At 67.6% G+C, this 14,178-nt stretch carries 14 protein-coding genes and 3 pseudogenes; 9 read left to right on the top strand and 8 right to left on the bottom strand.

Annotated features, from left to right (window positions below):
• A partial coding sequence (locus tag ACFXJ8_RS43380; protein WP_379651335.1) for a flavin monoamine oxidase family protein occupies nucleotides 1–554 on the bottom strand: 554 nt, incomplete at its 3' end.
• 95 nt (nucleotides 555–649) lie between these two features.
• Here ACFXJ8_RS43380 and ACFXJ8_RS43375 point away from each other — a divergent pair.
• The 3 genes and pseudogenes from ACFXJ8_RS43375 to ACFXJ8_RS43365 all read left to right on the top strand — a co-directional run.
• A complete protein-coding gene (locus ACFXJ8_RS43375) occupies nucleotides 650–1,291 on the top strand; it encodes a TetR/AcrR family transcriptional regulator (RefSeq protein ID WP_379651333.1) in 642 nt (213 codons plus the stop codon).
• Between the two features lie 71 nt (nucleotides 1,292–1,362).
• Entirely contained in the window at nucleotides 1,363–1,851 is a 489-nt protein-coding gene (locus ACFXJ8_RS43370; protein WP_379651332.1) for a hypothetical protein, read from the top strand.
• Nucleotides 1,852–1,880: 29 nt separating this feature from the next.
• Nucleotides 1,881–2,059 (top strand): annotated as a pseudogene (locus ACFXJ8_RS43365) (ISL3 family transposase); the annotation flags it as partial.
• A gap of 77 nt (nucleotides 2,060–2,136) precedes the next feature.
• Here ACFXJ8_RS43365 and ACFXJ8_RS43360 read toward each other — a convergent pair.
• The gene (locus ACFXJ8_RS43360) at nucleotides 2,137–2,697 is read right to left on the bottom strand and encodes a Tn3 family transposase (protein ID WP_379651330.1); all 561 of its coding nucleotides are present in this window, start codon (nucleotides 2,695–2,697) and stop codon (nucleotides 2,137–2,139) included.
• 52 nt (nucleotides 2,698–2,749) lie between these two features.
• Nucleotides 2,750–5,182: pseudogene (locus ACFXJ8_RS43355) on the bottom strand (Tn3 family transposase); the annotation flags it as partial.
• Between the two features lie 328 nt (nucleotides 5,183–5,510).
• On the opposite strand from ACFXJ8_RS43355, the gene ACFXJ8_RS43350 reads away from it, so the two are divergent.
• From ACFXJ8_RS43350 to ACFXJ8_RS43330, 5 genes are all read left to right on the top strand, one after another.
• The gene (locus ACFXJ8_RS43350) at nucleotides 5,511–5,645 is read left to right on the top strand and encodes a hypothetical protein (protein WP_379651329.1); all 135 of its coding nucleotides are present in this window, start codon (nucleotides 5,511–5,513) and stop codon (nucleotides 5,643–5,645) included.
• A gap of 3 nt (nucleotides 5,646–5,648) precedes the next feature.
• On the top strand, nucleotides 5,649–6,086 hold the full coding sequence (locus ACFXJ8_RS43345) for a carboxymuconolactone decarboxylase family protein (RefSeq protein ID WP_379651327.1): 438 nt from the start codon (nucleotides 5,649–5,651) through the stop codon (nucleotides 6,084–6,086).
• A gap of 330 nt (nucleotides 6,087–6,416) precedes the next feature.
• Complete coding sequence (locus ACFXJ8_RS43340) at nucleotides 6,417–7,043, top strand: pentapeptide repeat-containing protein (RefSeq protein WP_379651325.1); 627 nt, start codon at nucleotides 6,417–6,419, stop codon at nucleotides 7,041–7,043.
• Nucleotides 7,044–7,570: 527 nt separating this feature from the next.
• Nucleotides 7,571–8,554 carry a GlxA family transcriptional regulator gene (locus ACFXJ8_RS43335; RefSeq protein WP_379651323.1) on the top strand — a complete coding sequence of 328 codons (984 nt, stop codon included), beginning with the start codon at nucleotides 7,571–7,573 and terminating at the stop codon, nucleotides 8,552–8,554.
• A 126-nt stretch (nucleotides 8,555–8,680) separates the two neighbouring features.
• A complete protein-coding gene (locus tag ACFXJ8_RS43330) occupies nucleotides 8,681–9,289 on the top strand; it encodes a cysteine hydrolase family protein (protein WP_379651321.1) in 609 nt (202 codons plus the stop codon).
• Between the two features lie 75 nt (nucleotides 9,290–9,364).
• Here the strand turns inward: ACFXJ8_RS43330 and ACFXJ8_RS43325 are convergent, their stop codons facing one another.
• A complete protein-coding gene (locus tag ACFXJ8_RS43325) occupies nucleotides 9,365–10,105 on the bottom strand; it encodes an alpha/beta fold hydrolase (RefSeq protein ID WP_379651319.1) in 741 nt (246 codons plus the stop codon).
• Between the two features lie 531 nt (nucleotides 10,106–10,636).
• On the opposite strand from ACFXJ8_RS43325, the pseudogene ACFXJ8_RS43320 reads away from it, so the two are divergent.
• A pseudogene (locus ACFXJ8_RS43320) lies at nucleotides 10,637–11,155 on the top strand (DUF4158 domain-containing protein); the annotation flags it as partial.
• Nucleotides 11,156–11,338: 183 nt separating this feature from the next.
• Here the strand turns inward: ACFXJ8_RS43320 and ACFXJ8_RS43315 are convergent.
• The 4 genes from ACFXJ8_RS43315 to ACFXJ8_RS43300 form a co-directional block, all read right to left on the bottom strand.
• On the bottom strand, nucleotides 11,339–11,860 hold the full coding sequence (locus tag ACFXJ8_RS43315) for a GNAT family N-acetyltransferase (RefSeq protein WP_379651317.1): 522 nt from the start codon (nucleotides 11,858–11,860) through the stop codon (nucleotides 11,339–11,341).
• Between the two features lie 279 nt (nucleotides 11,861–12,139).
• Complete coding sequence (locus tag ACFXJ8_RS43310; protein ID WP_379651315.1) at nucleotides 12,140–12,886, bottom strand: class I SAM-dependent methyltransferase; 747 nt, start codon at nucleotides 12,884–12,886, stop codon at nucleotides 12,140–12,142.
• Between the two features lie 248 nt (nucleotides 12,887–13,134).
• Nucleotides 13,135–13,587, bottom strand: coding sequence for a hypothetical protein (locus ACFXJ8_RS43305; protein ID WP_379651313.1), 453 nt, complete (start codon nucleotides 13,585–13,587; stop codon nucleotides 13,135–13,137).
• A gap of 14 nt (nucleotides 13,588–13,601) precedes the next feature.
• Nucleotides 13,602–14,178 (bottom strand): tyrosine-type recombinase/integrase (locus tag ACFXJ8_RS43300; RefSeq protein ID WP_379651311.1); only part of this gene is annotated, 577 nt, incomplete at its 5' end.

The raw sequence follows: 14,178 nt of genomic DNA, 5'->3' as shown, positions 1-14,178 counted from the left end.
TACAGATAGGACACCTGCGCGGAGTCGGCACACAGGATCGCGCCGGCGAGCAAGCGGACCAGATCGCGGGCCGCTTTCGTATGCAGGTGCTTGAGGACCCAGCTCTCGAGCGACTCGGCATCCCACTTGCGTGCGTTCTTCGCCCACCAGGGAGCGCCGTCGGGCAGCGTTTTCATATCGCGTTCCAGCAGATGTGCAGCGGCGCCGAACTCCAGGAGCGATGTGATGGGCAGCTTCGGTATGCCGGATCCGTACGGCTTGATCTCGCCGCCAACGCTCATGAGGCTGTTGCCGGCGGTGTACTGCGGGTGCATCTCGACACCGACCTCACGGGCCTCGGCCCGCAGCAACTTGTGGGAGGCGCCTACCCACTGGCCACCCAAGTCGATGACTTGGCCTGCGATTTCCCCAGGCATCGATCGGCCGCCGACCCGGTCTCGGGCTTCCAAGATGAGGACCCGTTTGCCGGCGGCCCTGAGATCCTTCGCAGCCTTGAGGCCGGCCAATCCAGCACCGACCACGATGACGTCAAGAGTCTCGTCGTGTGAAGACATGTTCACCCCTTCAGCAGGACGGCGGATGGACTCCCTGAGGGTCGATCTGACCGTCTCGAATTGACGCTACCGAACGCGTTCGGTAGCGTCAATTTATGACGCGACGGTCCGCAATCAACTCCCCTCCTCAGGAAGGTCGACGACGCCGTCGACAGGCTGAAGAGAGTCGAGCAATAATCCTTCAGGCGGCTCGTGAGCTGTTCGCTTCAGAGGGATATGAAGGTGTCTCGATGCGAAAGGTTGCCGAGCGGGCAGGATGCGCCCCGGCGACGATCTACTCCTTCTTTCCTGGCAAGCGTCAACTGCTCCACCAGATCTGGGAAGAAGTATTACAGGAGTTGATGGATGAGCTGAAGTACAGCTATGCAAAGGATGCAGATCTGGAAAAGCTCTGCCTGACCTATCTGGAATTCTGGCTGAACAGGCCTGACGACTACCGGGCGATCTTCCTGACTCAGGATCGGCCTCCGGCCGATAATGACGATGCAGGATACTTCGTCGACAACTCGGACGCCTTGCCAGATCTGGACATCTTCTGCGTCGCTCTGTCGGAGGCGCAGGACAGAGGTGAAATTCAACCAGGCGACCCCGTGGAAATGCGGAGCATCCTGTTCTGCGCCATGCACGGCGTGGCACTCGGCCTGGTCACGATCCCCGAGTACGGCTGGGGAGACCCAACTCACCTCAAGGTCAACACGATCCGCACTCTTGTGCGAGGGATGCGACGCACCGACTGAGTGGCAGCCTGCCGACATGAACGACACGCAAGAGCCGCGCCGGGATAGCAACTGAAAGACGGGAAGCCGACATGCACTCCAAGGAATTCACCAAGGCATTTGAGTACGAGCTCCAGAATCGCGCTTTCGCTCTGCGTGCCATGTTCGGCATCGCGAGGCGCCTTCATGGAGATCCACAAAATGACTTCTGGGGAGGGTACGCAAGGCTCGAGCGATTCAACGTCCCCCGCTACGCAGAAGCGGCACAGCGGTGGGGTCTGGACCCCCAGCCGCAGACATGGACCAGGATCCGCGGGACAGTTATCGGAGCTACACCGAAGTTCATGCTCCGGTCGCTTCTGAAGTTCGCGTACCCCAAAACGGTGGAATACCTGGAGGAGCTCCGCCGTATGCGCGGACTCGGCCCTGACGATGGCAAGGCATTTCTTGACTATGTGGTCGACCAGGAGGTCGTCCAGATTGAGATGATGCAGCTCGCGCTGAACGAGCGCTACCCGGAGATCACACGGAACCTGGAAGCTTTTTTCCAGAAGTACAGTGACAAGGATTTGTTCGACTGAATGCAGTGCTCCACGAGGACCTGCCTGAGCTGCACTCCTTCGTCGCCGGGCTACGCCGCGACCAGGACGCCGTCACGCCGGACTCACCCTGCCCTACAGCTCCGGCCCGGTCGAAGGCCACGTCAACCGGGTCATTAAGTTCTTGAAGCGGCTCATGTTCGGGAGGGCCAACTACGACCTGTTGAGAAAGATGGCCCTGCTGAACTGACCCTCAAACTCACCTACCGTGACCGCTCCCTATCAAGTGCGCCAGACCCATCTATCGCTGTGAGTCACACCCGCGTCCTATTCGCCGAAGACGCCGCCGCTCCACCCACCGCCGTCGGCGGGCCGTGTCCGCAAAGGCCGCCAGCCGTTGTCGAGCTTGGCGAGCTCCGCCTCGACCTCGACGGGAATCGCCCCAAAGAAGTTGATGTTCTCGCTGCGGCCGGGTGAGATGTGGGCGAGCAGCTCATCCTCGACGGTCCTGCCGTCCGCACGCAGCTGCTGCACCGCGAGCCCGAAATACTCTGTCGTCCAAACCACCACACTGTTGGTCAAGATGGTCAGGCACCAGGCCTGCTCGGTCTGGTCGGACAGGTACGGCCGGGCGGTGATGGTGCCCTGCTGGGCGTAGTGCAGGTCTCGCCTCAGCGCGTGCAACGATTCGCCCTTGTTGAGCTGCCGGGAGATGCGCCGCCGGTAGACCGGGTCCGACAGATAGCGCGCGGTGTGCAGGGTCCTTCTGAGCAGTCCCCACTCCTTGAGCGCGGTCGCCAGGGTGTTCTGGCGCGGAGCGGCCGACCATTTGCCAACCACCAGGGAGGCGGTGGCCTGCCCGTACTTCAGGGAGGCGCCCAGCCGCATCAGGTCGTCCCACGTGTGTTCCAACCAGCGCCTCGCCCCAGCGGGCGTTCAGCAGCGGCCCGGCGTTCGGATACTGCATGTTGATGACGGTGGGGGTGTCGTCCCGGATGAGGGTGACCTTTGTCAGGTCCCGCATCCTGGGGGTGAGGCGCTTGCCGACCAGGTCGAACAGACTGAAGTTGATCAACGTGGCGCCATGCGTATCGGTTGCGTGATCATGGAGGGGGAGATCGGTCTTGTTGCCGAGGAACTCATCCAGGGTGTACTGGCCCTCGCGGGTGGTCGGCACGAACTGCTGGGTGCCGAACGTCGACCACTGGTCCGAGACGTGGGTGTAGGACGACAGCACCTGCCCGCCGTGGATCGTCATGTTCCGGCTGGTCAACGACTTGCCGCGGACCGGGAACCGCTGCCCGTCGGAAGAGGACATGGTGCCGCCGCCGAACACCTTCGACAGCTCCAGCGCGTGGTGATGGTTCACGATCACCGTGTTGGCGTCCCGGAGGGTCTCCTCGCGGATGTACCACTCCATCGTCCAGGCCAGCACGTCGTACGACACCCCGCACGCCTCCGACATGCGCACCAACCCAAGGTTCGTGCCGAGCCCGATCAGGCAGGCCAAGATGTTCCGCTTGGTCTCGGCGGACTTGGCGAGCTTACGGCCGCCGGCGTGGGTGAAGCAGTCCACGAAGCCCGTCCTGGCGTCGAGTTCGATCAGCACCGAGGCGATCGGCGCGAACGGCAGCATCCCCGCCAGATCGTCATGCAGCTGCTTGACCTCGGTGGGGATGTCCTCGGCCGACAGCGGCGGCACGATCAGGTTCCCGTCGCCGTCCAGCCGGATCGCCCCGGCCTGGTCGGGCGGCGCGTTCCGCAGCGTGTCCTCCAGATCGGTGAGGGCGGCGTGCAGCTCGGTCTTGCCGACCTCGACCGCGTCCTTCCCGTTGAGTGGTTTGCGGACCAGCTGGGCGTACTCGGCGCGTTTCGGCTCCCACTGCGCGGCGGTGTACAGGTACGTCGACGGGTCGGCGTACCGCCGCGACCCGGGCACGAACACGTCCCCAGAGCGCAGCCCGTCCCGCAGGCACAGGATCACCACGAGTTCCCAGTAGTGCCGGAACGCGGTGTCCTCGCCGGACTTGCGGGCCTTGTCCAGGTAGTCGGCGTACCGGGCCGGCACGAACCCCGTCGGCGCGTCCGCGGGCACCTTGCGGCCGTTGGTCTCGTTCAGCCTCTTCAAGATCCCCACGGCCGTCATGAGCTCGTCGGTGCCGGGCCCGCCCTGAAAGTCGATCGCCGCCAGGACGTTCGGGGTGAATTGGCGCAGGTAGCTGTAGGAGGAGTCCAGCTCCGACAGCCGTCCATGGTCCTTCGGCAGCGGATTCCACGCATCCGAGGTGATCTCCCTCAGGCGCTGCATGCCGATCTGCTCGCGCAGCATGCCGCCGACCTGCTCGTCCGCGATGGCCGGGTCGGCCAGTACCGGCAGGATCAGGTCCATCAGCAGCTGCCGGGCCTCGCCCTTCTTCGCGCGCTCCACCAAGGCCTCGTCGGTCTTGGTCTTGGCCCGCGACTCACGCGCGGACACGGCCTGGTCGAACAGGGCAACGACCTCGTCCAGTTGGTCGATCGCCGCCTGCGCGACGAACGCCAGCAGGATCGGGTACTTGCGTTCCTCCCGCCGGTCCAGTGCCTGGTTCGTCGACCTCCGCGCCACCGTCGCCAGGAACCGGCGCCGCTCGTTCGGCAGCGCAGACAGATCCATGGTGTGCGCGTCGATCGCCCGCAGCCACAACAGCTTGTCGATCGACGTCTTCACCGCCGACGCGGTGGCCTCCCGTGCCCCCTGCCGCAACCATTCCAGCCGGGTCATCCCCAACCCCACGTCCACGATCAGCAGCCGCTCCAGGTCCGCCAGGACCTCCTCGGTCAGCAGCTGCCCCAGCAGCTCCGTGGTCAGCGCGGTCGCTCCGGTGCGGGCCTCGCCGACCATCTTGGCCAGCACCGTCGGACCCGGCCGCACCACGTGCGCCGACATCAGATACTCCCGCGCCAGGTTGAACAGCACCGTCGGGCTGTCGTGCTCCATCGCCCTGTCCAGCAGGAACTGGGTCAGCTCCTTCAACGCCTGGCTGCCCGGAGCGGTCGTCTTCCAGCCCAGATACTTGACCACCAGCTTCAGGTGGTCGGTCCGGGTATGGTCCCGCCGCCCGTATCCCTGCAACGCTCCCGGATGCAGCCGCAACTGCTCCGCCAACCGGGCCACCGCCGCGGGCGGCACCGACGCCACATCATCTGGCACGAACCCGAGCCAGGACAACGTTCCCAGCTGGACGGCAAGCCCCAGCTTGTCGCCTGGGCCCCTGCCCCGTCCCGGGTCCACGAACGCCTGATCCGCCGACGTCAACGTGAAATGCTTGATCAACTCCTCCCGGCTGATCTCCGGGAACGACTGCAGCTGCTCCAGCTGCTCGGCCGTGAACATCTTCTGTGACACGAAACCACTCCACGCACGAACCTGGACAAACGGTCCGAACGTAGTGGCAGCGCCTCCGAAGGCGATCACCGACCCCACGTAACCCCAGCTCAGGGGCATATCCGACGGAAATTCCTACAGGACTACCGGGACCCCGTACGGCGTCGCACCACGTGATTCGGGCATCGCCTCCGGCCTCGTCAACACCAGTCAGCAGATCGGCGGCGCCCTCGGCCTGGCCGTCCTGGCTGGCATCGCCGTCACCGCCACCACGAGCCAACCGCAGGGCACACCCCTGCACGACGCGAACGCGCTCACCAGCGGCTACACCGCCGGCATGCTCGGCGCGGGCGCGTTCTACCTGGCCGCCATCCTCACCGCCGTCCTCCTCCTGCGGCCGCGCCCGGCGAGCCATGGCACAGAGTCCACGCATTCCGCAGCCCTCGACGAGGTGCGAAGCACGCACCTGTGATCGGTGAGGGCGCCACCGACCGGCGGGCCTTCACCGATCACCTCTACCGACGGCACGATCCCGCAGGCCACCATCAGCCTGGTCCAGCTGCGCGCCGGGCAGATCGTCGGCAACACCTACCTGACCGTCCTGCACGCCGGCAACCTCCGCAAGGCCGGGGAAACAGAGGAGCGCATCACCGCCGTGGCGTCCTGGCGGGATGCCCCCTACTTCACCGATGCCGAACGCATCGCGCTTGCGCTGGTGGAGGCCGTCCTCGCCCCGAACCCGGCCGGCGAGCGCGTCCCCGACGAGCTGTACGCCCAGGCGTCCGAGCACTACGACGACAAGGCGCTCGCCACGCTCACCATGGCGATCGGCCAGGTGTGCTTCTTCATCCCCCTGGCCCTCATCGGCAAGCCGCTGCCCGGGGTGTCACCGGCGGGGCAGTGGAGGGAGTAACGCGGGGACCTCACTCAGGGTGAGGGCACGGCGCCTGCGCCTCACCCTGAGCACCGCCCGCTCAACGGCCCCAACGTGGCTGACCCTCAGAAGGTCGACCGCACCGACTTCCGCAAGGAGAGCAAATCATGCAAGCACGAATGACCAACCCCCGCCTACCTGATGCCGGAGACGCCTACGGCGACCTGTCCGGCCTGGAGGGCGCCCGCCGGGTCTGGTTCTGCCTGAGTTGACGCCCTGGGCCTACAGGTGGCAGCCGAGCGGAGGAACTGGCCGCGACGCTGCGAGCGCTCAAGAAAATGTCGGTGGGCCTATCTAGGCTCACCTCCCATGATGGCTGACCGCAAGCACGGAGTCCCTGCGCCGCCGACCGACTCGACCGTCCACGCGGCCGACTGGGACAGCAAAGACCTGTCGGGCGAGCAGCATCGCAGGGTCGCGTTCGTCGACGTCGACCTGACGGAGGCGGTCAGCAGGGGAGCGGAGTTCTTCGAGTGCACCTTCCGCAACTGCCGCTTCAACGCCTCCACCCACGAGGAGACCGGCTTCATCAACTGCACGTTCACCAGATCGTCGTTCTTCGACGCGACCTTCACCAGGTGCAAGTTCGTGGGCAGCATGTTCGACGGTTCCACCTACGACCTGATGAAGGTCGTGGGCGGCGACTGGTCGTTCGTCGGGATGCCGGGAGCCGACCTGCGCAACGCCGCCTTCACCGACGTGCGGATGCGTGAGGCTGACCTGACCGGGGCCCGCCTTGCCGGAGCCAAGGTGCGCGGCGTCGACCTGTCGGGCGCGTGGCTGAGCAAGGCCGATTTCACTCGGTGCGACCTGCGCGGAAGCGACCTGTCCTCGCTCGACCCCTACGGATGCGAGATCGCGGGGGCGATCATCGACCCCTTCCAGGCGGTCACCGTCGCGACCAACATGGGCCTGATCGTCAAGGACCAGGGCTGACGGGCCAGGTCGGCAACGTCCCGATCGTCGCGACGAGTGGGCCCACCACCCTCAGCACCTGCCAGCCTCAACCTGAAGGAAGGCGATCCGCGAGGCGGCCCAGGCCGCGGACGACCCGGTGAACCTGATCGACGTGGCGCTGGAGGAGTTGGTGCGGGCACGCGGCGGCCCTCATGGGGCGGAGGTCGCAGGCCAGCAGACAAGGACCACTCTCAACCGGACATTGCGGGGGTCGAGGAAACCGGCGCTCCCCCTCTGGCGACGGCGGACCGTCGTTGGAGGTCCGCAGGGCGCGCGTGCAGCGAGGGTCGCCGACCTGGATGTCGAGGTGCGGCGGGGTATCACGGCGATCCGTAGCTGGCGAGCCTCGTCGGTGGCTGACGTGGTACGGCGAGCATGGCCACGACGCTCCGGCCCCTCGACAAGACGGCGGGGGCGCCGCCTACCGCGGACGAGCTGCGGCGATGTCCGGATGTGACAGATAACTGTCGTTGCGGTCAATCCGTGGGGTCGGTGACAATCAGGTCATGTCCACGGCACACCGCGTCGTCATCGCGCTCTTCCCGAACGTCGACCTGCTCGACGTCACCGGCCCGGCCGAGGTGTTCGCCCTGGCCAACCGGATCGGTGGCCGCGCCCTGTACGACGTGCGGCTCGCCGGACCGCAGGCTGGTCACGTCACCACGGCCGCCGGAGTACGGCTCGTCGCCGACGTGACATTCGACGAGGTCGGCGACCGGGTCGACACCCTGCTGGTCCCCGGGGCCGTGGACGTCACCCCCGATGGGCCGCGCGCCCTGACGGATCCTGAGGTGGTGGCATGGGTGCGGCGGACTGCTCCCGCCGCGCGCCGTGTGGCGTCGGTGTGCGTCGGCGCGCACATCCTGGCCGAGGCAGGGCTGCTGGACGGCCTGACCGCGACCACTCACTGGTCCACCGCCGCTCAACTGGCGGCCGACCACCCGAATATCACGGTCGACCCCGACCCGATCTTCGTGCGGTCCAACGGCAGGGTGTGGACGGGCGCGGGCATCAGCGCCTGCCTGGACCTGACCCTCGCGTTGGTGGCTGAGGACCATGGCGAGGGGACGGCTCTGGCGGTGGCTCGCGAACTGGTCATGTATCTCAAACGCCAGGGCGGTCAGAGCCAGTTCAGCGTCCCCCTGGCCCATGCCGCCTCCGGCCGCCGTGACATCGACGACCTGCGCCTGTGGATCGCCGAGCACCTCACCGAGGAGCTCACCACGACGGAGTTGGCGGCTCGGATGGGGTTGAGCCAACGCCAGTTCACCCGCGTGTTCCGGCAGCAGACCGGCACCACCCCGGCCACCTACATCGAGTCCGCCCGCGTGGAGGTGGCGCGACGGCTGCTGGAGACCACAGACCTGCCGTTGCCGCAGGTGGCGACCGACAGCGGGCTCGGCTCGGTGGAGACTCTCCACCGCGCGTTCCGCCGCCGCCTGGGCACCGGCCCCGGCTCCTACCGCCGCCGCTTCCACACGGTGGCCTGACCCCTTCACCCCTTCACCCCTTCACCCCGTCCGCCGTGCATCCGACGGCGGCGCGAGCCTGTCCGAACGCGCGAGCCGTACACCCGACGCGGCGCGAGCCTGCCCGAAACCCGAAAGGAACCCGCTATGAGCACCACCGCATCGCCCACCCTCCGCCAGGTCATCGGCCTGCCCACCGATCTGCCCCGTCTGTCCGACGCGACCCTCGTCCTGATCGACTACCAGAACACCTACCGCACCGGCGTCATGGCCCTGCCCGCCGCCGATCGCGCCCTCGCGGCCGGAGCCCGCCTGCTGGAACGCGCCCGCGCCGCCGGGACCCGTGTCATCCACGTCGTCAACGACGGCGGTCCCGACACCCCTTACGACGTCCGGGCCGAGGTCGGCGCCATCAGCCCGCAGGTCGTCCCGCGCGACGGTGAGCCCGTGGTGGTCAAGACGTTCCCCAACGCCTTCCACCAGACCGACCTGCAGCAGGTTCTGACGGGCCTGGAGGCCGGACCCGACCTGATCCTGGCGGGCTTCATGACTCACATGTGCGTCACCTTCACCGCGCAGGGAGCCTTCAACCTGGGCTACCGCCCCACCGTCGTCGCCGACGCCTGCGCCACCCGCCCGCTCTCCGGACCCGACGGCGCGCTGCTGTCCGCCGACACCCTGCACGACGCCGCCCTGACCACGATCGGTGACCTGTTCGGCGTGGTGGTGCCCACCGCCGAGGTCCTGCCCGTCTGACGCGCGTCAGGTCAGCTGGTCCGTGGGAGCAGAGGAAGAGTGGCTCTGAGTGACGGTCGCGTCAGGTCGTCATCCTCAGAACCTCTCCGGAACTCCCAGGGGAGTGGGCTCACCGTCGGGCAGTCCGCTGACGGGGGTGGGCCGGTGGCCGAGGCCCAGATGGCCGAGGATGAGACGGGCCACCTCGTGCGGGGCCTCCAGGTGCATGTCGTGGCCGGTGGTCAGGTCGGCGAGGGAGAGCAGCGGAGTCTGCTCGGCGGCCGTCATCAGCTCGCGGGCGAAGCCTCGGACGTAGGCGTCGAAGGCCACCGAGACATTCGGAGGCAACATCGCGCTCAGGTCCGCGCCGCTGGAGGAGACGACGAGAAGGGGACAACGGGCGGCCCGGTAGACGGCGATGAGGTCCAGCGCATCCATCTGAGCGATGAAGTGGGTCATATCTGGATCGCCCGCCGTCTGTTCGGCGAGGAACGCGCGCATCGTGCGCTCGGCGCCGACGGGGTCGACTCCGTCGAAAGGCCCGGTGGGATTGGTGTGCCCGTCGAAGTTGACCGCGAGCGGGCACTCGGGATGCTCAGCGGCCCACAGGGCCGCGACGATGCCGCCCAGCGAGTGCCCGGCCACCGCCGGATGCTCCAAGCCGTAGCGGTCGATCGCCTCGCCCACGGAGTCGACGGCTCCCGTCCAGGACCACGAGCCCAGATCCGGCAACTCGACCGCCACCACGCGCAACCCCGCCGCCTCCAGCAACGGCCCAGCGAGCCGCCAGTCCGTGGACGTCCGCCCACCGCCGGGCAACAGCAGAATCTCGGTCATCCTGGCACTCTCCCGGCCAGGCAGCCGCCACCGCAACCCGGTTTCGGCCCTTGGCTGGAGCGGAGGCCCCCGGCGCATCTGTACGGACCACGCCCGCCAGCGGGTCACATGCCTGAGCACTCAGTCAACGGTGTCGAGGATCATAGGAGGCGGGAGCGCGCGCGGATACAGGCGGCGACCTCGGCGTCGGTCAGGTCGCCGCCGAGGGCGCGGGTCTCAGGCGCTCTCGACCGGCAGTGCGGCCGTCGCCCAGTCCTCGATGCCGTCGGCGTACAGGCGGACGTTGCGGTACCCGAGCCTCTTCAGCTCGCCGACGAAGGCGGGCCCCCGCCGCACGCGGCGTCGGTCGAGTAGGCGACGATCGGCGCGGACAGGTCCGGCAGCAGTTCGCCCGCCGACCGTGCGGCGCCCGCCGCGGTGAGGTTCAGGGCGCCGGGTAGATGAGCAGGAGGCCCGCTACGGGCGGTTCGCCACGGAGCCGTCGCCCGGCGAGCTGGAACAGTTCTTCCGCCTGAACACCAAGCGGCCACGAGACTGGGATGGGCGGTGCAGTGGGGCACGGTGCGGATGCTCGGGACCTTCCTGACCGAGGACCCCACGTCGGTCCCGGCCTCCGTGGTGCGGTTCGTCGCCGAGCAGCTCGGCATCGATGACGAGCACTTCGCCGAGTACGGGGCACGCTCGCAGACGGCGTACGAGCACGCGCGGGAGATCCGGGACTACCGGGACTTCGCCGCGGGTGAGGCGGCGCGGGTGTGGTCGTCGCTGGAGGGGCCGCGCGTGTTGTTCGGCCGGGGGGTGGTGTGGCTGGTGAACAACCGGGTGCTGCTGCCCGGGGTCACGACGCTGGCTCGGATGGCGGCCGCGGTACGCCAGGAGGATGCTGCACGCCACGCCGTACGAGGCGGTGCCGTACGACCTGCGCACGGAGATGGTCCGGCTGCTGGAGGTACCGGAGAAGAAACGGGCCTCGGAGCTGGAGCGGCTGTGGCTGGGGCCGAGGCGGGTGCCGGGCAGGGCCATGGAGCTGGCCCTGGACCGGGCCCGTGAGGTGCGGGGTATGGGGGCTGGCATGGTTGAGGTCGGGGGATCGCGGTTGCCAAGCCTCAGTTCGAGATCCGGCACCGGCGGCTGGCCCCGGCCGCCAAGGTCGGGAAACACGTGCGCGACCCGAACCTCGTGATGGGCAGGTTGGACTTCCGCGCGTTTGAGGCAGCCACCTTGGTCTGATCGTCACAGGCCGGGGCCGGGCACGGTTCGCTCGAGCTCCACGAGGACGACCGGAGGGCCCTCGCCGAAGTCGTGATTGTGTCGCCCGCCGGTCTCGCCGAAGCTGTTCTTGGCGTAGAAACGGCGCGCCTGGGCTGAATCCCGAAGCGTCCACAGATGCACACGGCCATAGCCGACCTCCCGCAGCCGGTCCAAGGTGGCGGTCAGCAAGGCCGCCGCGAGGCCGCTGCCCCAGACGTCTGGGTGGGCGAAGAAGGTGTGGATCTCCGCGAGGCCGGGGCGGGAGGAGGAGGCCCCGAAGCGGGCGAAGGCGCCTGGACGATCGTCCAGGCGCGCGAGCAGAATTGTGTCCTTGCCCTCGGCCAGGATGGCGTCCCACTTGGTGCGCCGCTCCTGGATACCGGCGGCAGCGACCTTCGGCGTGCACAGCGGGCCGTGCGAGACGCCCCAGGAGATTGCGTGGATCTCGCCGAGGACGTCCCCGTCGCCGGGCCCGGCCTCGCGGATCGTGATCATGCCCTGCATGGAGGAGACTCTACGCGGTGGCGTCGAGGGATGAGCCTCGCGGTTTCGCACCTCGCCCCTGCCGGTGATTTCTCCCGCCGGACAGCCCTGTGACGCCCTCATCGTCGACGTCAGTGTGATCTGCGGCCACCAGCCACGAGTGAGGGTGACACGCCACCTGCATTGCCCCGCACCTTCCCGCCAGCGGCAACTGACTGTGTTCACGCTTCGGCGAAATCTAGATCAATTACCCAGGCTTCGGGGTCAAGGACGGTTGACCGGTGCGAGCCGGTGGCGGGTTCAGGCGATCAGCAGGCGAAGGCCAAGCTCTGCCGCGTCGAGATCGACGAGGTCTCGGTTGCGTTCGGCCCACCGACCGGATGCGAGGTCATCCCGGAGGCTGTGCACCGCGCGCTGCTCGGCGTCCGGCCCGACTCTCGCCCAGACCGATACCCCGCGACGGACATTCTCGTCCAGGTATGCCTCGGGCCGGCGCCAGTAGGCCTCGAAGAAGCCGTCAGCGCAGTCCCACGGGATGAGCACCGGCTCCATCCGGGCTCCGATCGCGCGGGCCTGCTCGGTCACCGCAGGCCGGCCGGCAAGAAGGTCCGCGACCTCAGGCAGGTAGTCGCGAGTAAGCCAGAACCGACCAAGCCATCCGGTGTCACTGGTGTCGTGCGTGAACACCACCACGCGGCGAGCAACCCGCCGCATCTCGCGCAGGCCGGCAATCGGGTCCTGCCAGTGATGAACGGAGGAAACAGCCATCGCGGCGTCGAAGGACTGGTCATCGAACGGCAGGTTCTCGGCAGATCCAACCAGGCACGGCGCCGCGTCCGGAAGGCGCTGCGAACGCATGAGCGCCGACGGTTCCACCGCGAGGACGTGGCGGTCGGGGGGCTCGTAGGACCCGGTGCCCGCCCCGACGTTCAGTATGGTCCGGGCATCGCCGAGCGCAGCCCAGATCTGCGCAGCGATGCGCGGTTCAGTGCGCCGTGTCACGGTGTAGGTGGCTCCGATGGTGTCGTACAACTGCGCGCTGGACATTGACACTGCCTTTCCGGCTGTCACCCATCGTCCCCGCACAGTGCCTTGGCCTGGGTAGCGTGTCACTACGCGGGATGTCGCTTGATCGCTATTTCACCATATTGATCGGCATGTGAGGAGCTGTCATTGAGTGGCGCACATGTCTCGCGGTGGACCATGTCACGGGGCGCATCCGCGTAGGCCGTCAGGTCGAAGCGGGGTCGTGGTCATATTCCAACGAGACTTCTCGATAAGCGCTGAGCCTTAGGTCAGCGGGGTTCGTCTCGGGTGGTCCAGCCGTGTTTGGTGATGAGCTTGGCCAGGGCGTGGCGGAGTTGGTTGATGCGGTCGGCCGCGTCGGGTCCGCGGATGCCGATGGTGATGGTGGTGTCGGTGGCGTGGTAGACGGTCTGGCGTCCTTCCGCAGCGGTGCGGGCGGCGGCGTGGATGCGGCCGCGCAGCGCGATGAGCTTGCGTGGATCGCTGTGCTCAAGGCCGTCGATGGTGAGGTAGCACAGGAACGGGCCGCACTCGGTGAGCGGTCCTTCGGGCAGCCCGGCTTCGAGGGCTTTGCGGATCTTGGCCCTGTCGTCGCTGGTCATGGGACGTCGTCCGAGCCAGTCCGGCCAGCCGTCGGGCCGGACAGGCACGGTGTGGGTGCTGGGGCCTTGAGCTTGTTGATTCTGCTCGGCGGGTTTGGTGTCGTCCGGATCGGTGGTCATCTCGCCCAAGTTGGCTAGCGGTCAACGGTGAGGTGGCGCAGGGCGGCCTGTTTGTCGTCGTCGGTGGGCTGGCTGTAGATGCGCAGCGTGTCGAGGCGGGAGTGGCCGGCCAGTTCAGCGACGGTGACGAGGTCTTCGCCGCCGCGAATCAGCTGGGTGACGAAGGTGTGGCGGCCGATGTGGGCGGTAGTGGGGTCCTCCAAACCGGCGGCCTGGGCGATGGCGGTGAAGATGGCCGAGGCGGCGCGGGTGGACAGGCGCCCGCCGCGGCGGTTGAGGAACAGGGCTCGCTGGGTGGCGGCGCCCGGCCAGGTTAGGCGTACGTCCAGCCAGGCGAGCAGGGGGTGGCGTAGCTGGGGGTGGATAGGCACCTCGCGCACCTTGCCGCCCTTGCCGTACACGATCAGCATCCCCTTGCGGGCGGAGATACGCACGTCGGGCACGTCCAGGGCGACGGCGTCGCCGATGCGCAGCCCGGCATAGAACCGGAGTAGGGCTAGTAGTACTTCGTTAGGTGGTTGATCACTTCGTGTGATCAACCACCGCGCCGGATTCGAGATCATGGTGCGGTGACACCTGACGAGATGGCGC

Origin of the sequence: Nonomuraea sp. NPDC059194 (genome assembly GCF_042754765.1) — a bacterium.
In the GTDB taxonomy this organism is placed as follows: Bacteria; Actinomycetota; Actinomycetes; order Streptosporangiales; family Streptosporangiaceae; genus Nonomuraea.
Note: the sequence above shows the minus strand (reverse complement) of the source record. Positions and strands in the feature narration are given on the sequence as shown.